Genomic DNA, 23,818 nt, shown 5'->3' with positions numbered 1-23,818 from the left:
CGGCTAAATTTAATTGCACAAGCCCGCGTTAAGCTTAGCGGTAAATTTTACAATCCGCGCCGAATTCCAAGCAGTCGCGAAAGACAAAACTCCGCGCGAAATTTTACTTAGCTGCGCAAGCGCGCAAGGCAAAATTTTGCATAAAATTCTACGTAGAATTTCTTGCGAAATTTTAACCGACTACGTGAGACAAAATTTTAACCTGCTGCGTGCCGTGGAGCTTGAAGCGCAAAATTTAGAGCTCCGCCGCCGCAAAAACGAAGTCCGCATCAAGATTCTACAAGACAAAATTTTGTCGCAAAATTTCGCTACAAAATCCCAGACGCCGAATTTAATATCGCAAAATTCTAGGCGCCAAATTTTACGTCGTAAAACTTCGCGTATTTTTCAAACGGCTAAATTTTGCCACTAAATTCTACGTGCTCAAATTTCGCACCGCCGCTCCGCAATCACCAATCGTGAACGCCTGAAGCCTTAAATTCTACGCGCTCAAATTCCGCGCCGTAAAATTTAGCGCAGTTACCGTTCGGCGCGCTGTTTGGGAGCCGCCACAATAAATTCCGCACTAAGGCATAACGGGTGCGGCGGCATGAGCATAGCCTTAAAACGTCGCGCTAAAATTCCGCAGTCTTTCGCGACGGGTGTTCTGCTTTTTAGCCCCAGCCCTAAGCGCGTACCGTAAAATTCCGCGCGACAAATTTTATTCCGCCCGCAAAGATCCGTTCCTTTAAAATTGTCAAAATTTAGCCATTTTTCGCTACACTTGCTAAAATTTTAAAAACGATTAAAGAGAGATTATGGACAGAATTGTAGAGATCGAAAAGATGCAGCTCGATGAGAGCGTGGAGAGCTCGCTGCGTCCGTCGAGCTTCGAGGATTACGTGGGGCAGGAGAAGATCAAATCAAACCTCGCTATCGCGATCGCCGCGGCGAAAAAGCGCGCCGACGTGCTTGATCACGTGCTTTTTTACGGGCCGCCCGGGCTCGGCAAGACTACGCTGGCGCACATCATTGCCGCTCAGATGGGCGCCGCCATCAAGGTCACCGCCGCGCCGATGATCGAAAAGGCGGGCGATCTGGCGGCGATTTTAACGAACCTGCAAAGCGGCGACGTGCTTTTCATCGACGAGATACACCGCCTAAGCCCCGCGATCGAGGAGGTGCTGTATTCGGCGATGGAGGACTTCCGCCTCGACATCATCATCGGCTCGGGTCCCGCCGCGCAGACCATCAAGATCGACATTCCGCACTTTACGCTCATCGGCGCCACGACGCGCGCGGGCATGATCTCGGCGCCGCTGCGGGATCGCTTCGGCATGCAGTTTCGCTTGCAGTTTTACACGCACGCCGAGCTTGCGCGGATAGTGCAGACCGCTTCGGTTAAACTCGGCAAGGAGAGCGCAGCCGACGCCAGTGCCGAGATCGCGCGTCGCTCTCGCGGTACTCCGCGTATAGCGCTACGGCTACTGCGCCGCATACGCGATTTTGCCGAGGTGCGCGACGAGGGCGCTATCTCGCACGATCGCGCGCGCGAAGGGCTTGAAGCGCTGGGCGTGGACGAGCAAGGCTTTGACGAGATGGATATAAAATATTTGGAGATTTTATTTGACGCCAAGCGCCGTGCCTTGGGGCTTAGCACGATCGCGGCGGCGCTTAGCGAGGACGAGGGCACGATCGAGGACGTCATCGAGCCCTATCTGCTTGCCAACGGCTACATCGAAAAGACTGCCAAAGGCCGCATCGCAACCGATAAGGCGCGCGAGGTGCTCGGTCGCGTGCTAAAGACCGCGGAGAGAAATCTGTTTGAGGGGTAGGCAGGGCGGATGAAATTTTATACTTCACGGCGCTGAGCTATAGCTACGCAGGTGGGAACCCTGCCGTGGCGATTTTGTATATTTAATCTTTGAATTTTGCTTGGTTATAAAATTTCTTCAGATTTAAAATTTAAAGCGGGAGATTTTGTAAATTTAGAGCAAATTTATTATCGGCTCAATAAAACATCCAAAAGAATATGAAGGGAAATTTTATGAAATTCATACAAAATATATAAAAAGGTTCTTCTATTATTTTTACGATGTATTTTACAGACGCGTTTTTATCAGGGGAGTTTCGCATCCGCCGGCACAGGTGGCTAGTATAGGCTGTTATGGTTTGCTTTTTGTCCTGTGCGGAACGCTTTTTACTATTTATAGAACGGATACGTCGCCTAAGCAGTTAAATGAGCTTGAGATAGATACCGGAATTTTAAGAAACGTTTATTATAATTTTCGCGGAAGCGGCGGACGAATACATATAGAACTAGAAAACGGCAAGAAAAAAGTTTATGAAATAAGCAAAAGCGATAGCGATATTTATGAAAAGCTAAAAGGGCAAAAAATCAAAATTTACGGCGAGCCGAGCCCAGATATATTAGGTAATAATGAAATTTTACAGCTTGAAAATAAAGATGGAAAGATATATAAGGGATATAATTTCGATCATAGATTGTTAAGACCATATTTGATGACCGCACAGTTTAAATTCTTTTTAAAAGGGGTAGTTTTTCTACTTTTATTGATATTTTTTATAAATTTTTCAGATAGAAATTTGATTAAAAACAATCCAGAAGAAGGAGTAAAAAATGAGTAACGGATTGGGTATTATTAGAGATGGGCTTTCACACGGTCTCGCTAATGCGGCTGCAGCGCAAGCTGGAGCGAAGCCCGCCTCAGTATGTTCATAGCGAAAAAATAATCTTCCAACCAGAAGTTAATAGTCTATCTGCGCGTCTGCCGAGCTTGTTATTTATAAATCCTACCTCCTATGGATTTTTCACTTACTGATATGTTTAAGGGTAACATCGATTTCTAAAAAGCAAACACTCTGCCGTCGCTCACTTCTCGCTCCATTCTCATACTATCGCCCACCAATCGCCTCTCACTACCGTATCGATTTTAATTTCACATTTTGCCCCGACGCGCTCGTTACGATTTCTCTATTTTCCGCTTGTTTATTGTCGGTTTGTTACCGATATATCGCGTAAGTACCCGGCGTCGGTCTATCAGCGCATACGGTCTACTGTTCCGCTCCCACGTAATCGCATACGCCGTGCAGCTCGTGCACAAACGCGTGCTGTTTTTGCTATTGATCATTCATGCGCTGTACCGAATATGCCGCAGTATGCCACTTGCCGTATGTGCGAGAACACTGCTCGTAAATTCTATGAAATTTTAAAATTTAATCAAAATCTGATAAAAAAATTTATAAAATAGCTCATCAAATTTCAAAAGGATAAAATTTGCCGACGCCAAAAGACAACGCCGCAAGCCGCAATGAAAACCAGGCTGAAAACATGGCTCAAAACAACGCCGAGAATAACGCCAAAAGCGAGGCTCAAAATTTCACCGAAAATCAGACCGTAAATAACGCTGAGGGCAAAATCGAAGCCGCCGCCGAAGCCAAAGCGACCGTCAAAAACAAAAACAAAACCGCTGCTGAAAATAGAGCCGAAATCAGTGCCAAAAATCAAAGCGGAAGCGGAGCCAATGTCGGTGTTGAAAGCGGGGTTAAAGCCGCTAAAGCAAATACGGGCGCCGATAAAGTAGCCGCAGCTGCGTTAGGCACCGCGGAAGGCAGGACTAAAACCGCTGCCGAAAATCAAAGCAAAAACCGGGTCAAAACCGACAAAGTCTCATCTGCCGGTGCGGCTGCATTTAGCGACGCCGCCGAAGCCAACGAAACCTTCTCGGCTAATGCTTCCGCGCTAGGCGCCGCTGCCGCTTCGGGGGCCGCTGCGGGTATGAAAGCGGGCCTTGCCAAGGCTAGCGGGCGCGCGAAAACAAACAAGATATTTTTTATCGGCGCAACCTTGCTGATGTTTTGCTGCGTGATCTATCTGTTCTCGCCATTTTTGATGGTGATCGCAATCGGCGTGTTGATGGCGGTGGCGACCTCGGGTCTGCATGCTAAAGTAACGAAGCTGTGCCGCGGCAGGCGCACGCTGGCCTCGGTGCTTAGCCTGTTTTTGCTCTGCGCGCTTTTTTTCGTGCCCTTCATCTACGCCGTGATCGAGATCGCAAAAAACGCCGCGAGCTTCGATATGGCGCGCCTAAACGACGCGCTTAGCTACGTTCAGAGCCTAGACATCAGGCTGCCTGGGCCTTTTGAAAAATTTAATGCGCAGTTTCGCTCATTTTTAGCAAACCTAGACGTTGCGGGCGTAGCGAAGCAGATCATCTCCTACCTCTCAGTCGTCGGGAAATCCAGCGCGAAATTTATCGTCGATATGGTGCTTATCGTCGTGTTTTGCTTTTTTGCATACCTCTACGGCGAGAGCTTCAAACGCTTTTTCAAAAAAATTCTACCCGTCGAGCCCGCGCAGATCGATTATATCTTCTCCGAGACGGCAAATACGATGAGCGTCGTGTTTTACTCGACCATATTCAACGCCGTATTGCAGGGCTTTTTATTTTCGATCATCGCGGGGATCTTCGGCTTTGACGCGCTGCTGATGGGGGTGCTTTTCGCCTTCTGCTCGCTCATCCCCGCAGTCGGCGGCGCACTCATCTATGTACCCACCGCGCTATACGTGCTAGCGGGGGGTAGCACCTCGGGCGCGATCGTGATAATGGCGTATTGCGTGATACTGATCTCGACGCTCGCGGACAGCTTCGTAAAGCCGCTCGTGATAAAATTTATCAACTCGCGCCTAGTCGAAAACCCCGCAAACATCAACGAAATGCTGATCTTCTTCTCGATGCTTTCGGGCATCAGCACGTTTGGGTTCTGGGGCGTGATCTTGGGGCCCGCGATTTTAACGCTATTTATCGCGGTACTAAATTTGTACGATTATCTAAAAAAGATAGAATTCGAGTAGGGCTTGCGCCGCTTGGCGCTTTTAAATTTATGAAAATGTCGCCCGTAAAGTGCAAACCAAGTATACCCTTGCGGCTTTTTCGTCCTTACGATTTTGTCTGCTTGCGCTCTTGTGCGAGCCTAAAGGCTTTAAATTTAAAGGCAAATTTTAATTTCGGCGCACCGCTAACTCTCTTTGAGTGCCCGCAGTATAAATTTTAAAATTTAGCTTCGGCGCGGAATTTCTACGCCTAGGAATTTTAAAACTTATGCTCTTGTTTTGAAATTTAAAGTTCTCATCCGCGCCGTAAGGTCCGTGCGCCTAACGAAGGGTTGCCGCGGCATCAAAACCGCAATCTTGCACAATCTTTAAAATTTGCAGCTCATCTACGGCGATTAGCACATGGTTTGCCTTGACGGTATTTTGATCGTTTAATAAACATCGGCATGCCGTCCAACCCCCATAAAATTTTATCTTTGCGGCACACTCAAGCTATGCGCATGGAGGTGATCTATGTCTAGCGGCCGGTATCGGGCCGTCGTATTTTTGTAGCGGCACCTCAAGCAGACGGGTGTCGCGGCGGCGGGTTTATAAGTACGGTGTCGGACTTCGTCGCATAGCTGTTTATAATTGCTTTGCGCCGGCGGCGGGTTTATAAGTACGGTGTCGGACGGCAGTCGCTATGGCATCACCTTGATGCGGCGTCTGATTTTGGTGCGGCATGTTTTTTATGCGGTGCGAGGCATCGTACTGCGGATAAATTTTATAAATTTATCCGTCCGCCGCTCTTAAAATTCCGTATCGTCATAGGACTTGTAGATTTAAATTTGACGGCTAAACGCAAGACGGCGTATCAAAAGCTTAAAATCGGCTAGGAGCGCAAAAGCGGCGACGGACCGGGGCACAAAATCAGACTATAAGCGGCAAAGACGAATTGGAAAATTTCAAATTCCGTGGATGCAGATAAAATTTATACAAAAAATTTTACCGAGTGACGCAGAGATCGCCGAAAATATAAAATTTAGACAAAAAGCGCGAATAAAGTGGCGGCGGTTTAGACCCGCACCTTGCCGCCGTATTTGATCTGGCTCGGGTCTTTTTCGTCCAGCTCGCGCATTATCTGCTCGCCGTTGTCGGAGTTTGCCGCGGCGATATCTGTGTCCAGATCGGAGTATGAGTAGATCATCATCGCCTCGCTTACGCCCTCTATGGCTTCTATCGCGCGAAATGTGGCGATCTCACTCTCAAAGCTCTCCGCGCTAATCGTGGCTACCGCCTTGCCGTCCTGGCACGCTACGAACTCGCAGCCGCCGATACTTTGCAGTTGCTTGCGAAACGCCGCTACGTCGGTATTCGCGCTCAGATAGATCACGACGCTTGAAATATTCATTTTAGCCTCCAAAAGTAGATATATCTATTATACCCCGAGCCCACGAGATAATCTCCTTCGAAAAGCAGATAGTTGATGACGTCGTTATCTAGCTCGATGCTGCGGACGATCTCGCCTGCTTTATCGATTACGCGCACGCCGTTACCAACGGTAAAAGCGCCTAGCTCTGGGCTTAGCGCCACGGCAAAAACTGCAAAACGGGCGTTATAAAATTTAGCGAAATCGCCGTTTTCGTAGTAGCACGATCTTTCCTTGTCGTTCGAGCCGCTCATCATGCGATCGCCAAGCAGCGCCACGGAGTAGATCCCGTCCTTGTGCAGGGACTTTTGGCTCATAAGTTTTTTCACTTTCGCGTCGAAATAAAACACGATGCCGCCTTCGCACGAGATTAACAGCTTCCCGCTAGCGCGGTCGTAGGCGCTGCCGCCCAAAGACGCGATGGTGAGCTTTTGCTCGAAGCTTACCTTGCCGCTAGGTAGGTCGAAGTATAAAATTTCGCTACCAAGACCTAGCAAAATCACGGTATTTTCGTCGTAGAAATAGACGTTTTTAATCCCCGTCATCGGTAGCTTGTAGTGCGTGATCCTGCCGCCCGCAAACACGCCCAGCATCTTTTCAAACGCGTCGCCGTTATATAAAAATGCGTATTTTTCGCCTAATTTATCGACGTCGAATATGGTAGCGCCCATCGGCTCGTCTAGGTAATTTTTGGACGAGGGCAGGGCGAAAATTAGCGTTTTGGATATTGAGCCCGAGGCGGAATTTAATGTCGTAGAATTTTCGGCAGAATTTTGCTTCGTAGAATTTGCCAAAGAATTTACGGCGGTGGAATTTGGCGCGGAATTCTCCGCAGAGTTAATGGTGATTTTATAGAGCTTGCCGTTGTCAAGCCCTGCGTAAATTTCGCCGTCTAGATTTTTTAGCACCGCGACATTTGCGTCAAGCTCTAGTATGAAGCTAGCGTGTTTGGTCTTTGTAGGTGCATCTATGCCTGCAGCGCCACTAGGTATTGCAACGCCGTTGCCGGCATAGATGAAGCAGGCGCAAAGTAGCAGCGGTGGTAAAAATTTCATCGCGCGCTCCTACTCAACCTCGGCGCCTTGATTTAGCGTATCTATGAGATTAGAAGTGGAATTTGCGTCGCTAAACCTGCTAAAATCAGCCTTAAAATTATTTTTCACTAGCGGATTGGTTTGAGCTTGCGGTACGTGGCATTGCGTGCAGTTGAAGCGCTGCTCGGCTAGCGTGCCGTTTAGATCCGCGCCCGTGCGAAAGTCTACCAAGTGGCTTTTTGGAATCGGCGTAGAACCTACATCCTTAGCGACATCGGGCATATGGCAGGTTACGCACATATTGTTATCCTTTGTGATCGGCACGAGCCCCTCTAGGCTGTGCGGTATGAGCGGCGGAGCGTTTTCGAAGCTGCGCTCGATTTTCGAAGCGGCGCCCGGAGCGTCCTCGCTATATTTGAAATCGGGCAGGGAATTTTTATTTTGCGCCGATTCGTCCACGCTTTTTATAAAGCCCAAGCTGTCGGCGTCTATAGAAGCCGTCTTGTCCGCGGCAAATAGCGCCGCACAGCATGCAAGAGCCAAGCCTAAAACCATTTTTTTCATTTTTTTACTCCTAATATACTAAAATTTAACGCATCGTCGTCGCATACGTCGATGCAGCGCCCGCAGCTGATACACTCACTGCTAACGCGCCCGTTTTCGCGCCCAACCATCTTAAGCACCTGAACTTCGGGGCAGACCATTTTGCATTTGCCGCACATTGTGCATTTATCAACCTCGTGGCGAACGCGAATGACGCTAAAATAGCTAAGCGCAGCCCAAAATCCGCCGAGCGGGCATAGCCGCGAACAGATCGTGCGATCGCCTGCGAAAATTTCAAAAACTACGATCAGTAGCGCGATTGCAAACGCACTGGCACTCAGCGATATGACGGCGCGCGCGAAAAGCGAGATAAAGCTTACGCTCTCAAATGCCGCAAAGCCGAAAGCTCCGCTGCAAACAAGCGCTAGCACTGCTAGGACGTAGCGAGCTTTGCGGTTTACGCTAACGATCTTAGTCGTTATGCCAAGTCTTTTACGAAGCCATGCGGCAAGATCGGTCAGTAAGTTTATCGGGCAGACCCATGAGCAATATAATCGCGGCGCTATGAGTGCATAAAATGCGCCTACGATAACCGCTCCGATAACCGCCGTAGTGCCCAAAGAAAAGCTAGCTAGCAGCATCTGCGCCGTCGCAAACGGATCGCTTAGATTAATCGTGCCGAAAAGTTTCGACGAGCTTAGATTGCCTTTTAGAATTCCGGATAAAATTCCGTTTTCGCTCGCGGCTTTGAAGGCGAAATTATTTCCTAAAATAAAAAGGACTAGAATAGAAATTTGGCTCAAACGCCTTAAAATAGTATATTTCATTGCCTAGCCCCTTCCATTAGATCGTCCTCGTTTAAGTAGTCCTTGCTCTTTTGCGGATCGAGCCTGATTTTGGTATCTACGTCTTTTAGCTTCGCGTCGTCGCCCTTGATCCAGCCTTTGACGTAGTTATCGCTGGAAATTCCTATGACGCGCTCGCGCTCCACGACGCTGATAGCCGCCTTTTTCGTGACGCAGGCATGCTCGCACTTACCGCAACCCGTGCAGTAGTTACTATCTACTACAGGTACGAGTAGAGCGTGCTTTTCGGTGCGGTTGTTGTGACGGTAATCGATCCTGAGCGCCTTATCCATCACGGGGCAGCTTCGCACGCACGCGTCACATTGGATACCGGCATAAGCGATGCAATGCTCGGTATCTATGACCGCAACGCCCATTCTGGATAGACGCACGTTAAGCTTGGAGTCTTCGCTTACCAAGCTTTTATCTAGTGCGTCGCTAGGACAGGCTGTGACGCAAGGTATGTCGTCGCACATATAGCACGGAATTTCGCGCGGGATAAAAAACGGCGTGCCGTTTGCAATAGCGTGATCGCAAAAGCTCGCAAGCTTAAGCGTATCAAATGGGCACGCCTCGACACAAAGTCCGCACCTTAGGCATTTGCTAAGAAATTCTTTCTCGCCTATGGCTGCGGGCGGGCGGAGTTTGGCGTGCTCGCTAGAGTTCGCGACTCCGAGCCCCAAAACGCCCACGCCCGCAGCTAAAGAAAGAATGCCTAAGACCTCACGCCTATCCATAATTTACGCCTTGTAAATTTTAACCGCACATTTTTTGTAGTCGGTCTCTTTTGAAAGCGGACAGGTATGATCGAGCGTGACGCGGTTGATATAAACCTTCTCGTCAAAAAACGGCACGAAAATAAGCCCTTTCGGCGGAATGTTACGTCCGTAGAAGTCCACGCGCGCTTTTACCTTACCGCGACGCGACTCGATCCAGACGATTTCGTTTTGTTGTACGCCGATTTTGGCGCCGTCTAGCTCGTTCATATAGCATCTTGCCTCAGGCACCGCGCGATAAAGCTCCGGTACGCGCATAGTCATAGTGCCCGTATGCCAGTGCTCTAGCACGCGACCCGTACATAGCCAGAAAGGATACTCCTCGCTTGGCACTTCCACAGGATCCATATATGGACGGAAGAAAATTTTAGCTTTATTGGCAAGGCTTGTTTTCTCTTCGCCAGAGGTAGCGGATTTCAGATCTCCGCTAGGAAGCGCCGCTTTGGCGTTGCCATAAAAGGCAAAGTCGCTATCAGGAGCCGCTTTTTTGGCATAAGGATCGTATTGGGCGTTAAAGCGCCAAAGTGTCTCTTTGCCGTCTACTACCGGCCATCTAAGACCGCGTACACGGTGATAGGTGTCGAAATCGGCTAGATCGTGTCCGTGACCGGTGCCGAATTTTCGGTACTCTTCCCAAAGATATTTTTGGATGAAAAAGCCATAGCCTTTAAATTCTTTACCGTCGCTGCCGATTACGCCGCGTGAGTCGCCGTTTACTTCGGAGTTATCAAAGCTTGCCATAATTGGATCTTTTGCAGCGAAAGCCTGAGCGTCTTTGTTTGCAAAGAGCACTTCAAATAGTGTAGTCTCTGGCGTATAGCCGAATTCTGAAATTTTATCTAAGACACTTGGTAACGTAAGCTTATCATTTACTTTAACCTCGCCCCAGAAATCCTTGAGTTTGAAGCGCTTGGAAAACTCTAGCATCTGCCACGTATCGCTCATCGCGTCGCCCACAGGAAGTACCTGCTGTCTCCACCACTGCGTTCTGCGCTCGGCATTGCCGTATGCGCCCCATTTTTCGTAGATCATCGCGGTTGGTAGGATTAGATCAGCTACCTTTGCGCTTAGTCCCGGATACGGATCGCTTACTACGATGAAGTTATCCATCTCGCGCGCCGCTGCGATCCAGTGGTTTGCGTTGGCGATTTGCTGCCATGGGTTATTTACCTGCACCCATAGCCATTTTATCTTGCCGTCTTCGAGATTGCGCAGAGCCTGCACGTAGTGCGCACCCGGTTTTGGATTTATCGTACCCTCGGGAAGCTTCCAAATTTTTTCGGAAACCTTTCTGTGTGCCGGATTTGCCACGACCATATCGGCAGGTAGGCGGTGAGAAAACGTGCCCACCTCTCTAGCCGTGCCGCAAGCGCTAGGCTGACCGGTAAGCGAAAACGCTCCACAGCCAGGCTTGGCTTGTTTGCCGAGAAGGAAATGCACCATGTAGCTTTGCTCATTGACCCAAGTTCCTCTTGAGTGCTGATTAAAGCCCATCGTCCAAAAACTTACTACTTTGCGGTCCTTTTCGATGTAATAATCTGCCAGCTGCTTTAGCTTGGTTTTGAATGCTTCTAAATCCTCGCTTTCATCGCCCTTAGCCAAAGGCGCTACAAATTCTAACGTGTAAGGCTCCAGCGCTTTTTTAAATTCTTCGAAGCTTATGAGCCAGTGAGCATCCGATTTGTCAGAGTGTTTGTTTTCGAGTACGTCGCCCTCTTTCATACCCAGATATGCTAACGTAACGCCCTCGGGTTTGCTTAAAATTTTGGATTTTTGCTTAGCCGCGGTGTCAAGCTCGGTTTTGCGGTATTTTTTATGATTTATATCTTCTCGCAAGCCGTAGCCGATATCTACTGGACCGGTAGCGAATACGCAGTGCTCTTTAATAAATTTCTCATCTATCATATCCGGGTGGTTGTAGACGATCTCTCTTGCTATGTAGTTCCATATCGCTAAATCAGTATTCGGACGGAATATAATTTCGATATCGGCGATGTTTGAGGTGCGGCTAGAGTAGGTCGAGAGATTTATAACTTTTACGCGGTCCGGGTTGCGAAGCTTGTGGTCGGAGACGCGAGACCAAAGGATTGGGTGCATCTCAGCCATATTCGCGCCCCAGGCGATGATGGTATCAGTTAGTTCGATATCGTCGAAAACGCCCGCAGGCTCGTCAATGCCAAAGGTTTGCATAAAGCCTACGACGGCGCTGGCCATGCACTGGCGAGCGTTGGGATCGAGATTATTGGAGCGAAAGCCCGCCTTTACTAGCTTTGCTGCGGCATAGCCCTCAGGGATCGTGTATTGACCACTACCCAGCACGGCAAAGCCCTCGGGGCCGCCTTCGTTATAGGCGCGCCTGAAATGCTTCTCCATTTCGTCGAACGCTCTTTGCCAGCTGATCTCGATAAATTTTCCCTTTTTGTCGAATTCGCCCTTGGAATTTACGCGCAAAAGAGGCTTGGTGATGCGATCGGCGCCGTACATGATCTTGGCGTTGAAATAGCCTTTGATGCAGTTTAGACCGCGATTTACGGGCGCTAGCGGATCGCCTTTGACCGCTACGATCTTGCCGTCTTTGGTGGCTACCATGATGCCACAACCGGTGCCGCAGAAGCGACAGGCCGCCTTGTCCCAGCGCCAGCCTTTTTCGGCTTCGTCCGCAGCACTAAGACTGCTAGGCAAGCTAATACCTGCAACGCTACAGGCAGCCGCTGCTGCAGAGCTTTTTATAAAGTCTCGTCTATCCATGAGATTAACCTTTCGTTTAGAATTAATTTCTACTAAGATTTTGAATAATAGCATAAAAAAACAGCTTAGTCTAGATTAAAATCAAGGTTTTTTCTACATAGATTTCAGATATAAGATAATAATTTTATAAATTTTAAATTTAGTGGCTTAAATTTTATCAGGACAGCGAGTTTTTGATAAATTTTAATATAGATTTTCATTTAATTAAATTAATATAATATACCGATAAATTAGCATTAAAATTTCATAAAAATTTAATCGCGCTTTGAAATAAAACGGAGCGTAATATAATTTCAAAATTCTATTAAAATTATAAAAGTTAGCTTAAAAAGCGTCTTTTGCGATAAGCGATAAATTTTACGCTAAAACGCCGCCATTACCGAAGTAAAAGCGTAAAATTTAACTATTCAATTTAATATGCGATATTTGCATATTGCTTAAATTTTGCTTAAAAAAATTCACTAATTTAAAAATTCTTTTATAATCTAGAAAGTATAATAGCCGTGCAAACCAAAATTCTTGAAAGGAATATTATGCAGTCCAGAGAAAAGATTGTCAAAACGACTTGTCCTTACTGCGGCACCGGCTGTGGTATTGATCTTATCGTAAAAGACGGCAGGATCGTAAACGCGCGCCCTACGCAGGCCCATCACGTAAATGACGGCGAGCTATGCTTAAAAGGGATGTTCGGCTGGGAGTTCGTAAACTCTCCAAAACGCCTTGCCAAACCTATGATCCGTAAGAAAAACGGAGTATTTGATAGAAGCGGCAAGCTTGAGGAGGTAAGCTTTGAAGAGGCTTACGATTTTGTAGCGTCTAAATTTAAAGAGACCGTCGCTAAATATGGCCCAAGCTCAATAATGGGTTTTAGCTCGGCGCGCTCAAATAACGAAGACAACTACGTTTTTCAGAAATTTTTCCGCGCTCAGGGTAGCAATAACGTCGATCACTGCGCCCGTCTTTGACACGCTCCTACAGTGGCAGGTCTTGCCAACACGCTAGGAAACGGAACGATGACGAACGATTTGGTAGAATTCGCTACCGATACGGACGTATTTTTACTCATCGGCACCAACACGAGCGAGTGTCACCCGATCATCGCTATGCAGATGCAGCGAGGCTTGCAGCGCGGCGCCAAGATGATCGTCGTAGATCCAAAGCGCACAGATATGGCGAAAAAAGCCGATATCTATCTGCAAATCCCAGTGGGCGCGAACATTAAGACGCTAAATACCATTATGAATGTTATCATTGCCGAAAATTTGCAAGATGACGAGTTTATCAAAAACTACGCTCACGGCTACGAGTATTTAAAAGAGGCGGTTAAGGACTTTACGCCTGAGCGATTTGAGCGCGAGACGGGCGTGAAAAAAGAGCTCGTAATCGAAGCTGCTAGAATGTATGCTAAAGCAGGCGCAGCGGCGATCTGCTACACGATGGGTATCACACAGTTTAGCGACGGCACCTCAAACGTCTTTTCGCTTTCAAATTTAGCTATTTTGACGGGGAATTTAGGCAAACGAGGCGCAGGCGTAAATCCTTTGCGCGGTCAAAACAACGTCCAGGGCGCATGCGATATGGGCGCGCTACCTAACGTCATCCCTGCAGGTGCGGTAAATTCCGCTTACGCTCAGGAGCAGGCGCGCAGAGTATGGCACTTCGAGCTAAATCCGACCCCCGGCTTTAAGCTTACGGTCGCACCCGATAAGATGGATAGCGGCGAGCTGAAGCTACTCTACGTTTACGGTGAAAATCCCGTAATGAGCGATCCTTGGACGGAACACTTTGTGCATGCAACGCACCATTTGGATTGCTTTATCGTGCAGGATCTTTTCTTTACCGAGAGCGCACAGAAGGCCGACGTCGTACTACCTGCTGCCGGCTGGGGCGAGAAGGATGGCACCTTTTTAAACACTTCCCGTCGCGTCCAGCGCACGCGCAAGGCAAGCGAGCCGGCCCCTGGCGTAGAGCCTGATTGGAAGGTAGTTTGCAATATCGCGCAAAGAATGGGACTTGAAGGGTTTGATTTTTTAAGTGCGGAAGAAATTTGGAACGAAGTGCGTGCATTAATGCCTAAATTTTTCGGCGGTATTAGCTACTATAGACTAGATAAGCTAGGCGGCATAAGCTGGCCATGCCCGGACGAAGATCATCCGGGCACACCGGTTCTTTACGCAGATCATAAATCGATGCTGCCTGATGGTAAATTTAGAATGGTGCCGGTGCTTTACGTGGATGATAAAGAGGGGCGCGCTAAAGCTGAGGCGGATTTTAGAGCCAAGATGAAAATCCCTGATGATTATCCGGTGGGAAGTGGCGCGCTTAGCGAGATTCCGGATGAAATTTATCCGTGCTTATTTACGACTGGGCGCAAGGTTTATCACTACCATACGGGCACGATGACGAGAGAGTGTCGCGCGCTAGAGTACGGTGCGGGCGCAGAAGGCGCGCTCATCGAGGTGAGCCCCGACATCGCACGCGAACGCGAGCTTACCGAAGGCTGCTACGCGCTTGTTAAAAATAAGCGCGGTCAGATCGCCGCGAAGCTTCGCATAAATCCGGATCTGAAAGAGGGCACGATATTTACGACCTTCCATTACAGCGAGGCCGACGGCAACGAGCTCGTGCATGCGGGCGATCTAGATCCGCTATCGGGTATCCCGCCGCTAAAGATGACGATCGCAAATATCAGAAAGCTTAGCGAGAGCGAGTTTATCGAGTTTAGAAGACAAAATGAGATGTCGATGCACTCCGAGAAACCTTATCTATCGCCGGTGCATAGGTAGTTTGGGCGGTAAACTCCGCCCGCTTTGTAAAGATGAAATTTAATCGCGGCTGCGGCAAAATTTGATGAAATTTTATCTTTGCGGGCGTTTCATGGTCGCTTGTGCTCACGGTGCGAGCTGCTCGTGGATTTTCCACGCGATTTTTTAAATATAAAACTACGAGCGATTTAAATTTACGCACGCCGCTTCGACTTTACTTCGGCGAATTAAGGCTATTTAAGCAAAATTTCACTACGATACGGGCGAAATTAAAATAAGGAAGGTCTATGGAGCCGATTTATAGGGCGGAGATAGTTAAATTTAAAGGGGATGAAAGAAGGATCGTAAGCGATATCTTGGTTCGCGAGATCAAGCTTGAAATTTTACTAAACGGCAAGCGTTTCGGCGCGCTGATGGCGACTCCGAGCGATTTAAAGGCGCTCGCGGTAGGATATTTGCTGAGCGAAAATTTGATTTCGGACGCAAGCGGCATAAAAAGCATCGAGCTCGCGCCCGACGGACTTAGCGTGAATGTCTGCGGCAAGATAAACGAAAAGCGGCTAAATAGCTTCGATGCCGAAAAGGTCATCATCAGCGGCTGCGGGCGCAGCTCCACTGCAAATATCGATCCTGCAGCGATGGCGGCGCGCAAAGTCCGCTCGGACGCTAAATTTCATAAGAATGAAATTTTAAATTTGATGAGCGAGTTTTACACGCAGTGCGAGCTTTACGAGATGACGGGCTGCGTGCACACCGCAAAGCTCTTTACCGCGAGCGGCGAGTATTTTATCGGCGAGGATATCGCCCAGCACAATACCATCGATAAATCGGTCGGCAAGGCGGTCTTGGCGGGGCACGATACGCAGGGCTCGCTTCTTTTGGTAAGCGGCAGGCTAAGTTCCGAAATGGTCGCCAAAGCCGTGATGAGCGGCGTTAGCGCGCTTGTTTCGCGTACGGCTCCTACGAGTCTCGGCGTCGTGATTGCGCGCAAATTTGATCTTACCCTTTGCGGCTTCGCGCGCGGCGAAAATTTAAACGTCTATAGCGGCGAAGAGAGAATTTTGAGTTAAGAGGGCGGCATGGAGATAGATATCAAGATAGACGATAAAAAAACAAGCGAGATCAAAAGGCTGATTTTAAATTTACTAAATCCAAGCGGCAAGCTCGATTGTGGCGCGGCGTTTAAGATCGCCGCCAAATTAGGCGTGGACGCGAGCGTAGTAGGAGATCTCGCGGCACGCGAAGGAATACGGATAGATCGCTGTGAACTCGGACAGTTCGGTAAGCTGCAATGTAGCGGAGGCAGTATAAAGGCGCTGAAAAAGCTAGATCCGCTTTTGGATGAGAAAAGGCGGATTTTTTGCCGCGACGCCCGCGCCGTAGCTAGCAGCGGAGTTGGGTTTGATACCGTGCGCTCTACGCTTAAGGAGCACGCCATAGACGTGAAATATTGTCAGCTGGGCTGCTTTAAGGAGAAGAAAGGCAAAAGAATGAGGGTAAAAACAAAAACTTGGATCGAAAATGCGCAGGGCGAGCTCATTTTCGGCAAGGGCAAAACCGAAGTGCTGGACGTGATCGCCCAGACGGGCTCCATCTCTAAAGCCGCCGAGGTTTTGGGGATGAACTATAAAAAGTGCTGGAGCCATCTGCAAATTTTACAAAAAAATCTTCAAGAGGAACTCTTTAGCACCAAGCAAGGCGGCGGCAATGCCGCGGGCACGACGCTAAATGAGCGCGCCTATGAGCTGATCGCTGCGTATAAGCAGCTGCAAAGCGATATAGAAAATTACGCAAACGAGCGCTTTAAGGAGCTTTTTTTGAAAAAAGAGGGCGAGAAGGACGCTAGTAAAGCGGAAGATAAAAACCATTAAATTTAAAGGAGAAACGATGTTTGTAAAGCTAAACGAACGAACCTATCTAAACAAAGACAGGATCACGCGCATCAAGGTAGATAGCGTCCAGGACGGTATTAGAATTCGCTTCTATGAGGGGCAGTTTCAAGTCGCCAAAAGCGGCAGATTTGAAAGCGAAGAAAAAGCGATGGAGTGGCTGCAGAAAAATTTTATCGGCAAATAGCCGCAAAGCGCACTTCATAGCCGCGCGAGCAGCTTGCAGACGAATCCGCAAAATAGCGGCTCTTTGTGATATGCAGCGGCTTGCCGTTCATTAGCACGATAATGATTTTCGGGTTTGCGCTTTCAAGAAGAGCTTGCGCAAAGATGTTGCGGTAAAATTTACGGCGAACGAGCCTCGGATATAGAGCCTAGCGTAGTGTGTGAATAGAGGATATAGCTACGCAAATAAGGTCTATGACGACATTCGTTCGTCAAATTTATTCGAAAGATTTCATCATTTAAACCCTGCCAACGGCATTTTTTGCTCAGTTTTGCTTATCGTGCCTATATAGTATTTATATTTTATTAAGCGCTCATTGGGTATAGTCGCGAGCAAAATTCTAAGGGGAAATTTTGAAAAGCTTCAAACTTCGGTTTATCTACGCCGTCTGCGCTGTAGTCGTATGTGCGCTGTATCTATTAGCTGAAAGATCAGGTCTTACAGAACGCAAACAAACCCATTTCACCGTTACTTCAGATACTAATGTCTCCAAAGTGCCCAGTCTTAGCAAATACGTAACTCAAGAAGAGGTCGATAGCTTCGCATTTCGCTACTGGGATATAGATTACAATTCAAATCCAAAAAACGTATTTAAAGAACCCGCCATCAACGTAGAGCTAAAAAGGCTTTTAAAAAGCAAGCAAACGGATAAAATTTTAAAATTTATGAAAGATAACAATCTGTCCGTCGAGCATACTATGCACGGAGGGGTGACACCTGTGATGTATTCTAGCTTTTGGAATGATACAAATACCACTCAAGAGCTTATAAAGCTAGGTGCGGATATACATAAAAAAGACGAATACAAGCTATCCGCTATGGCTTATGCGATAGAAAACAATGCTACCAAAGCAGTAAGACTACTTTTGGATAACGGCGTTAAATTTGAGGAGGTGAAGGCTATACAATGGTATCTGGACTGCCCTATCTATAAAATTATAAAGCTAAATATAATAGTAGATGAAAATGGGATACATAAAACTCATAATTTTGCAGATTGCATCGTGAGAAGAGACGGTCCAAAGGGTGACGTAGATAGTATCCTTTATTATGCCATAAGTAATGGTTTGACGGAGATTGCAGAAATAGCTTTTAAACAAGGGATGAAACCTGATCCAAAATATATACATACTTATTATATAAACTATAAGATGGCTAAAGATATATCGTTCCAGCATTCTGTTTATACAGAGCTAGTGGACTTGCTATATTATAAGCCGATGCTAGATTTATTAGTCAAATACAATATTGCGGGTATACCAACGCAAGAAGAATTTATAATGGTTCAGGAACAATGTTTAAATTCTTTACTCGGGGCCATAAAAAAGAAAATATCTTACATAAATCATATGAATGATTATTGCTATGGAGAGAAGATTTTAGAATCATACGATTGGGCCCTTCGAGGCAGATGGTCGGTAAAACATAACGAAGAGAGGGAAAAAGGAACCGATAGATACTGGAAAGAAAAAGATTTTATAAAATTTTTCGGCTATATGCCAAATGATAAAAAATGTACTAAGCTAGAACCGGATATTAAAATATTAAATTTCTATAATATGAAAATAGATAGATATAAAGCTCTTTGCGGCAATGGGCTGAGCGATGAAGAGATTTTACAAAAAAGCAGTCTCAAAGATAAAAATAGTACTGAGGCATTCGATATTGAGACATTTTTTAAATATTTAAATTTTGAGGAAATGCTAGAGAAAGCGAAAGTGAAAATTCTACATAACGGCGAGAAAATAGATATAAAAGATTATGCCGAAATTCTAAGACAAGAAGCAGCTAAAAAACTAGATAGTAATCAATAAATTTGAAGGAGTAAAACTATATAGCATAAGAACTTAAGCGATATAGTAGGCAAAGCTTTTCTAAATTTTTATTAAAATTTTCCCCGCTAGGCTGCAAAGCCTTAAATTAATCCAAATTTCACTATAATTAATCACTTAAATTTTAAAGGCCGCGAATGCTAAGCTTAGACGAAATTCGAAAAAATATCATCTTAAAACAAGGCGTGCGCTATTTTGACTACACCGCTTCGGGGCTTGCTTATGAGCCCGTAGAGTGCGAGATAGCGGAGGTACTCAAAACCTACGCCAACACCCACTCCGACAGTAGCTCAAGCGCCATCATCACACAGCGTCGCTACGAGGGCGCGCGAGAGAGTCTAAAAAAGCTACTGGGGCTTGACGAGCGGTTTTGTCTCATCGCTTGCGGACAGGGCGCGACGGCTGCGATCAAGAAATTTCAAGAGCTGCTCGGCATCTACCTGCCGCCTGCGACCAGAAGCGCGATCGGCGAGGCAAATTTACGCGCCGCGCAGCTTCCGCTCGTGCTCGTTTCGCCCTATGAACACCACTCAAACGAGCTTAGCTTTCGAGAAGGGCTTTGCGACTACCTGCGCGTGCCTCTAAGCGAATCCGGCGAGATCGATCTGCTAGCACTCGAGCGCATACTGAAGCTAAATGCGGGACGCCGCATCATCGGCTCGTTTAGCGCCGCCTCAAACGTAACGGGCGTCGTCAGCGACTACAAAAAAATCAGCGAGTTAATCAGAGCGGCGAGCGGGATCGTAGCCTTTGACTGCGCGGCGCTGAGCTCGCACGCAAATTTAGACTGCGATCATTTCGACGCGATTTTCCTCTCGCCGCATAAGTTACTCGGCGGAGTCGCAAGTTGCGGGCTTTTAGCGATCAAAAAGGAGCTACTTAACAGCGATGTGCCGACCTTTGCCGCGGGCGGAACGGTCGCCTACGCTAGCCGCGAAGGGCACGTGTTTTTGAAAAATCCCGAGCAGCTAGAGGAGGGCGGTACGCCGCCCATAATCGGGCTCATGCGGGCAAATTTAGCCTACGCGTTGCGAAACGAGGTGGGCTTCGAGCAAATAAAAAGCGCCGAGGATGAGCTAGCGCGGCTTTTTGAGAGCGAGTTAGCAAGCATAGACGAGGTCATAAACTACGCTCCAAAAGGCGCGCCGCGGCTGCCGATAATTTCCTTTAACGTGCGCGGCGTCTCGGCGTATGATTTCGCCGCGAGCCTTAGCAATGACTTTGGTATCCAGACGCGCGCGGGCGTGATGTGCGCGGGGCCGTACGCTCACGATCTGCTGGGTATCAAGGAGGGGCGCATGCCCGAGAGCAAGCCCGGCTTCGTGCGCGTGAGCCTGCACTACACGCACACCGAGCAAGACGTGCTATATCTAGTTGGCGCGATAAAATCCTGCATCAAAAAGCACCGCGATCTTTGGGGCGAGGAAAAGGCGATGTATGAGATGTTCGGCGGTAAAATTTAAGCGGCGTGAGCTTAAAGCTCTGCTGCTTTTTTGAGCTTGTAAAATTTTGTAAAATTCTGCGTCGTTTTTAAAATTTATCGGAATTTCGCGCCGTCTGCTTGGAATTTTACGCTGGTTTTGCGCCGCTGAATTCTTACTATCTTTCCGCCTTTGCGCTGCAGACAAAATAAACGGCACGCCCTGCGGAATTAAAATTTAGAATTTTAAAATTTCACACTGCGCCGCCAGGTAAAGCCCTGCCTGTAAATTTCAAAATTTCAAGGCGCAAATTTTTATGCTCTGTTTCGCAGGGTACGCCGCGATAGATGGTTCGCAGTAAAAATTTGAGGCAGAAATAATATTAGTACCGCGCGAATAAAATTCTAAAAGCAAAATTAAGCTTATCCGCACTTCGCGCAGAATTACTCCAGCCCCAAAAACGCACCGTCTTCAAATCCGAAATAGATCCTCTCGCCCGCGCTCCAGCTCCGCTCATCCTGCGCCGTGACGCATTTTAGCAGCACGTCGCCCGCCTTGATCTTGATGAGTAGCGAGGAGCCGTACTGAAGCGAAACCGAGTGTAAAATCCCCGCGAAGCAGCGCTCAAACGGGCTTTTGGACAATAAAATTTTACTCGGATTTATCGCGATTTTACGGGCGCGTGCGAACCCCTCTTCAAGGCGCAGCGAAATTTCATCCGAAAATTTTAAAGCTCCGTTTTGCACGTCAAAGATGTTTTTGTATTCAAACTCGCATATCTTGCCGCGATGCAGAAATACACTTCTTTGCGCGATCGCGCTGAGCCATTTCTCATCGTGGCTGGCGATGATAAAGCCGCAGCCGTAGCGGCTTCGCATAAATAAAATCGCGCGCGCAAAGAGCTTGGAGGCGGCAAGATCGAGGCTGTTGGTCGGCTCGTCGAGCAGATAGAGCTTCGCACGTTGCGCTAGAGCGAGCGCAAACGCGATGCGCTGCGTCTGCCCCGAGCTAAGCTCAAAATGCTTCTTTGATAAAAAACTTCTATCAAGCCCCGTTAGGCCGAGCGCCTCATCCACTCGCTCGTCAAATTCCGCAAGCGCGCCGCGACTTTTGAGCGCAAATTTAAAATTTTGCTCCACGCTGCGTTTTAAAAGCACGGGCTCGGGCAGCAGCAGGCAGATCTGCCGCAGCGTCTGCAAAGAGGGCGTCTGCTGCCCCCAAAGCTCCACGCTGCCGCTACTCGGGCGCTGCAAAAAGGCCAAAATCCGCAGTAGCGTGGATTTGCCGCTGCCGTTGGAACCCAAAAGCGCCGTGATGCCGCTCGTATTTAGATCGAGGCTGGGGATATTTAGAATTTCGCTCCGTTCGTAGCGCAGCACCAGATCCCGCACCGAGATCAGCTCGCTATGGGGTACAGATCGCGCGGCGGCGGAATTCTTATCCGTAAATTTCTCATTCACGAAATTTTCATTCGTAGAATTTTCGCCCGCAGAATTTGCGCTAACGGAATTCTCGGTCGGAGAATTTTTACTCGTAGAATTTCCCGCAGTGAAATTTTTACTCGCAGAATTCTCACCTGTAGAATTTGTGCTCTTGAAATTTTCGCTCATAAAATTTTCGCGCTCTCGCTCCGCCCGGTTTTTGTCCGCGAAATTCTCGCTCGGGCGCGTTTGCTTATCTGCATTCATCGATCTAGCCTTTTTAACGCGTGAATGGCTAAATTTACCGCAAACGCTATTAAAATCAGCACGAGCGCGAGCGCTATACCCATCGCAAACTCGCCCTTGTTGGTCTCAAGCGAGATCGCCGTGGTGATCGTGCGGGTGAAATATTTGATATTGCCGCCGATCATCATCGCTACGCCTACCTCGGCGACGATCCGCCCGTAAGCGGTGGCGATGACGACCAGCAGGGCATAACGCAGCTCGTAAAGCACGCAAAGGATTAAATTTAGCGGGCTTAGGCGGTAGTTCATAATGTTTAGATAGTGTTTTTTATCCATATTTTCGATGACGCTGGCGCTTAGCGAGACGATGATGGGGAGCGCCAGCACAAACTGCCCGAGCATCACGGCTTTGAGCGTAAAAAGCAGCCCCAACTCGCCCAAAGGGCCGTTTCTGGAGATGAAAGCGTAAAGGATCAGTCCTATCGCTACCGTGGGCATCGCAAGCGCTACGTCGCTTAAAAGTCTAAGCGTTCTGCGAGCGCGAAATTCGTAAAATCCGAGGATAAATCCTATCGGAAAGCCGATTACAATAGCGAAAAATATCGAGATACTTGAAGTATAAAGCGTCGCCTTAATCGCTGAAAATGTCTCCGCGTCGCCGCTAAGAAGCAGTCCGAATGCGCTTAAAATTCCTTCTAAAATAAAGTCCAAGATTGTGTCCTAAATGTTCTATTCTGGCAAATTTATATGCTATAATAGCATATTTTTTAAAGGAGATAACATGAAAAAAATATTTTTTGTTTCGCTCGCTCTTAGTGCGAGCCTTTTTGCCGCCGATAACGATTTGGTAATGGCAACCACAACGAGCACCGATAATACGGGCTTGCTAGACGCGATCTATCCTGCGTATAAGGCGGAAACCGGCGTAGATGTCAAATGGACGGCGGTAGGCACGGGCGCTGCTCTAAAGCTTGGCGAGAACTGCGATGCGGACATACTTTTCGTGCATTCGCCGAAGGTCGAGAAAGAATTTGTAGAAAAAGGCTTCGGCGTTGATCGCACGCCCGTTATGTATAACGATTTTATCCTCATTGCCGATAAATCCATCGCGCCTAAATTTAAAGGCAAAGACCTTAAGGGCTCGTTTGAGCTGATCAAGGCGGAGAAGATTAAATTTTTCTCTCGCGGCGATAAATCTGGCACCGATAACAAAGAGAAAGGTATTTGGAAAAAGGTCGATGGCGCCGTGCCTGAAAACGAGGCGTGGTATAACCAAACCGGTCAAGGTATGATCGCTACGATCAACGCAGCCGCCGAGCAAAAGGGCGTTACCTTCACCGATCGCGGCACCTACATCAAATACGAGGACAATAAAAAGGGAAATCCGGATATGGTTATCATCAACGAAGGCGATAACGATCTGAAGAATTTTTACTCCGTAATCGCGGTCAATCCGAAGCACTGCCCAAAAGCCGACTACGAAAACGCGCAGCGCTTCATAAAATGGATCACTAGCGAGAAGGGGCAGAAGTTCGTAGGCGATTTCAAGCTGCTAAATAAGCCGCTTTTCACCCCTGATGCGAATACTCGCAAGAATTAGTTCTAGCTAAATAAAGCTAAATTTAAAGCCCAAAGGCAAAGCGTCGCCTTTGGGCTTTCGCTTTTTCATAAATCAATCTGCGCGCCTTTAAATTTAGCTCTTTTGCCTCTAAAATTTAGCGGGCGTTTTTTTACGATACATTTTTTACTTTCTCGCCATACATTTAAATTTATCGCAGTTTCGTTTGTAGGCAATAGGCTTAAAATTTCAGCTATATTTGAGATCGGTGCG

19 protein-coding genes are annotated in these 23,818 nt (G+C 47.7%); 11 read left to right on the top strand and 8 right to left on the bottom strand.

The genetic code is table 11. From position 1 onward, the window contains the following. Positions 1-13: 13 nt before the first annotated feature. The 4 genes from Q0460_RS08030 to Q0460_RS08015 all read left to right on the top strand — a co-directional run bounded on the left by Q0460_RS08030 (position 14) and on the right by Q0460_RS08015 (position 4,855). The gene (locus Q0460_RS08030; RefSeq protein ID WP_299086261.1) at positions 14-412 is read left to right on the top strand and encodes a hypothetical protein; all 399 of its coding nucleotides are present in this window, start codon (positions 14-16) and stop codon (positions 410-412) included. Between the two features lie 385 nt (positions 413-797). After that, complete coding sequence (gene ruvB, locus Q0460_RS08025) at positions 798-1,814, top strand: Holliday junction branch migration DNA helicase RuvB (RefSeq protein ID WP_299086260.1); 1,017 nt, start codon at positions 798-800, stop codon at positions 1,812-1,814. Positions 1,815-2,151: 337 nt separating this feature from the next. Further along, complete coding sequence (locus Q0460_RS08020) at positions 2,152-2,628, top strand: hypothetical protein (RefSeq protein ID WP_299086259.1); 477 nt, start codon at positions 2,152-2,154, stop codon at positions 2,626-2,628. Between the two features lie 649 nt (positions 2,629-3,277). Further along, entirely contained in the window at positions 3,278-4,855 is a 1,578-nt protein-coding gene (locus tag Q0460_RS08015) for an AI-2E family transporter (protein ID WP_299086258.1), read from the top strand. A 1,033-nt stretch (positions 4,856-5,888) separates the two neighbouring features. Here Q0460_RS08015 and Q0460_RS08010 read toward each other — a convergent pair. The 6 genes from Q0460_RS08010 to napA are packed head-to-tail and all read right to left on the bottom strand — an operon-like array spanning position 5,889 to position 12,188. Continuing rightward, positions 5,889-6,224, bottom strand: coding sequence for a chaperone NapD (locus tag Q0460_RS08010; protein ID WP_299086257.1), 336 nt, complete (start codon positions 6,222-6,224; stop codon positions 5,889-5,891). Beyond that, complete coding sequence (locus Q0460_RS08005; RefSeq protein WP_299086256.1) at positions 6,221-7,297, bottom strand: hypothetical protein; 1,077 nt, start codon at positions 7,295-7,297, stop codon at positions 6,221-6,223. The genes Q0460_RS08010 and Q0460_RS08005 overlap by 4 nt, the downstream gene beginning before the upstream one ends. A 9-nt stretch (positions 7,298-7,306) precedes the next feature. Beyond that, positions 7,307-7,840 (bottom strand): nitrate reductase cytochrome c-type subunit, encoded by a 534-nt coding sequence (locus Q0460_RS08000; RefSeq protein ID WP_297942089.1) that lies wholly within the window; start codon positions 7,838-7,840, stop codon positions 7,307-7,309. Further along, positions 7,837-8,646 (bottom strand): quinol dehydrogenase ferredoxin subunit NapH, encoded by an 810-nt coding sequence (napH, locus tag Q0460_RS07995; protein ID WP_299086255.1) that lies wholly within the window; start codon positions 8,644-8,646, stop codon positions 7,837-7,839. Before napH ends, Q0460_RS08000 begins: the two co-directional genes overlap by 4 nt. Beyond that, positions 8,643-9,401 (bottom strand): ferredoxin-type protein NapG, encoded by a 759-nt coding sequence (napG, locus tag Q0460_RS07990; RefSeq protein WP_299086254.1) that lies wholly within the window; start codon positions 9,399-9,401, stop codon positions 8,643-8,645. Before napG ends, napH begins: the two co-directional genes overlap by 4 nt. Positions 9,402-9,404: 3 nt before the next feature. Continuing rightward, complete coding sequence (gene napA / locus Q0460_RS07985; protein ID WP_299086253.1) at positions 9,405-12,188, bottom strand: nitrate reductase catalytic subunit NapA; 2,784 nt, start codon at positions 12,186-12,188, stop codon at positions 9,405-9,407. Positions 12,189-12,721: 533 nt separating this feature from the next. On the opposite strand from napA, the gene Q0460_RS07980 reads away from it, so the two are divergent. From Q0460_RS07980 to Q0460_RS07955, 6 genes are all read left to right on the top strand, one after another. Beyond that, positions 12,722-14,974 carry a molybdopterin-dependent oxidoreductase gene (locus tag Q0460_RS07980; RefSeq protein WP_299086252.1) on the top strand — a complete coding sequence of 751 codons (2,253 nt, stop codon included), beginning with the start codon at positions 12,722-12,724 and terminating at the stop codon, positions 14,972-14,974. A 266-nt stretch (positions 14,975-15,240) separates the two neighbouring features. Beyond that, complete coding sequence (gene fdhD / locus Q0460_RS07975; RefSeq protein WP_299086251.1) at positions 15,241-16,023, top strand: formate dehydrogenase accessory sulfurtransferase FdhD; 783 nt, start codon at positions 15,241-15,243, stop codon at positions 16,021-16,023. A 9-nt stretch (positions 16,024-16,032) separates the two neighbouring features. Continuing rightward, entirely contained in the window at positions 16,033-16,824 is a 792-nt protein-coding gene (locus Q0460_RS07970) for a LysR family transcriptional regulator (RefSeq protein WP_299086250.1), read from the top strand. A gap of 16 nt (positions 16,825-16,840) precedes the next feature. Then, entirely contained in the window at positions 16,841-17,029 is a 189-nt protein-coding gene (locus Q0460_RS07965; protein WP_177388229.1) for a sodium-dependent tyrosine transporter, read from the top strand. A gap of 392 nt (positions 17,030-17,421) precedes the next feature. Beyond that, positions 17,422-18,882: an ankyrin repeat domain-containing protein gene (locus Q0460_RS07960; RefSeq protein ID WP_299086249.1), complete on the top strand. Its 1,461-nt coding sequence runs from the start codon at positions 17,422-17,424 to the stop codon at positions 18,880-18,882. Positions 18,883-19,037: 155 nt separating this feature from the next. Next, positions 19,038-20,363, top strand: a complete 1,326-nt coding sequence (locus tag Q0460_RS07955) for an aminotransferase class V-fold PLP-dependent enzyme (RefSeq protein WP_299086248.1) — start codon at positions 19,038-19,040, stop codon at positions 20,361-20,363. 401 nt (positions 20,364-20,764) lie between these two features. On the opposite strand, the gene tupC is transcribed toward Q0460_RS07955, so the two are convergent. Beyond that, the gene (gene tupC, locus Q0460_RS07950) at positions 20,765-22,009 is read right to left on the bottom strand and encodes a tungstate ABC transporter ATP-binding protein TupC (protein WP_299086247.1); all 1,245 of its coding nucleotides are present in this window, start codon (positions 22,007-22,009) and stop codon (positions 20,765-20,767) included. Further along, positions 22,006-22,698: a tungstate ABC transporter permease TupB gene (gene tupB / locus Q0460_RS07945; protein WP_299086246.1), complete on the bottom strand. Its 693-nt coding sequence runs from the start codon at positions 22,696-22,698 to the stop codon at positions 22,006-22,008. Before tupB ends, tupC begins: the two co-directional genes overlap by 4 nt. 70 nt (positions 22,699-22,768) lie before the next feature. Here tupB and tupA point away from each other — a divergent pair, with 70 nt between their 5' ends. Continuing rightward, complete coding sequence (gene tupA, locus Q0460_RS07940; RefSeq protein WP_298962224.1) at positions 22,769-23,587, top strand: tungstate ABC transporter substrate-binding protein TupA; 819 nt, start codon at positions 22,769-22,771, stop codon at positions 23,585-23,587. The last annotated feature ends 231 nt before the right edge of the window (positions 23,588-23,818 follow it).

The organism is uncultured Campylobacter sp. (genome assembly GCF_937980635.1).
In the GTDB taxonomy this organism is placed as follows: Bacteria; Campylobacterota; Campylobacteria; order Campylobacterales; family Campylobacteraceae; genus Campylobacter_B.
Note: the sequence above shows the minus strand (reverse complement) of the source record. Positions and strands in the feature narration are given on the sequence as shown.

Bases quoted from the DNA above. Each gene is read 5' to 3' on its own strand.
- Q0460_RS08005 (WP_299086256.1), bottom strand. From the start codon at position 7,297: ATGAAATTTTTACCACCGCTGCTACTTTGCGCCTGCTTCATCTATGCC.
- Q0460_RS07970 (WP_299086250.1), top strand. From the start codon at position 16,033: ATGGAGATAGATATCAAGATAGACGATAAAAAAACAAGCGAGATCAAA.
- napA (WP_299086253.1), bottom strand. From the start codon at position 12,188: ATGGATAGACGAGACTTTATAAAAAGCTCTGCAGCAGCGGCTGCCTGT.
- tupA (WP_298962224.1), top strand. From the start codon at position 22,769: ATGAAAAAAATATTTTTTGTTTCGCTCGCTCTTAGTGCGAGCCTTTTT.
- Q0460_RS08000 (WP_297942089.1), bottom strand. From the start codon at position 7,840: ATGAAAAAAATGGTTTTAGGCTTGGCTCTTGCATGCTGTGCGGCGCTA.
- ruvB (WP_299086260.1), top strand. From the start codon at position 798: ATGGACAGAATTGTAGAGATCGAAAAGATGCAGCTCGATGAGAGCGTG.
- fdhD (WP_299086251.1), top strand. From the start codon at position 15,241: ATGGAGCCGATTTATAGGGCGGAGATAGTTAAATTTAAAGGGGATGAA.
- Q0460_RS07955 (WP_299086248.1), top strand. From the start codon at position 19,038: ATGCTAAGCTTAGACGAAATTCGAAAAAATATCATCTTAAAACAAGGC.
- napH (WP_299086255.1), bottom strand. From the start codon at position 8,646: ATGAAATATACTATTTTAAGGCGTTTGAGCCAAATTTCTATTCTAGTC.
- Q0460_RS07965 (WP_177388229.1), top strand. From the start codon at position 16,841: ATGTTTGTAAAGCTAAACGAACGAACCTATCTAAACAAAGACAGGATC.
- napG (WP_299086254.1), bottom strand. From the start codon at position 9,401: ATGGATAGGCGTGAGGTCTTAGGCATTCTTTCTTTAGCTGCGGGCGTG.
- tupC (WP_299086247.1), bottom strand. From the start codon at position 22,009: ATGAATGCAGATAAGCAAACGCGCCCGAGCGAGAATTTCGCGGACAAA.
- Q0460_RS08010 (WP_299086257.1), bottom strand. From the start codon at position 6,224: ATGAATATTTCAAGCGTCGTGATCTATCTGAGCGCGAATACCGACGTA.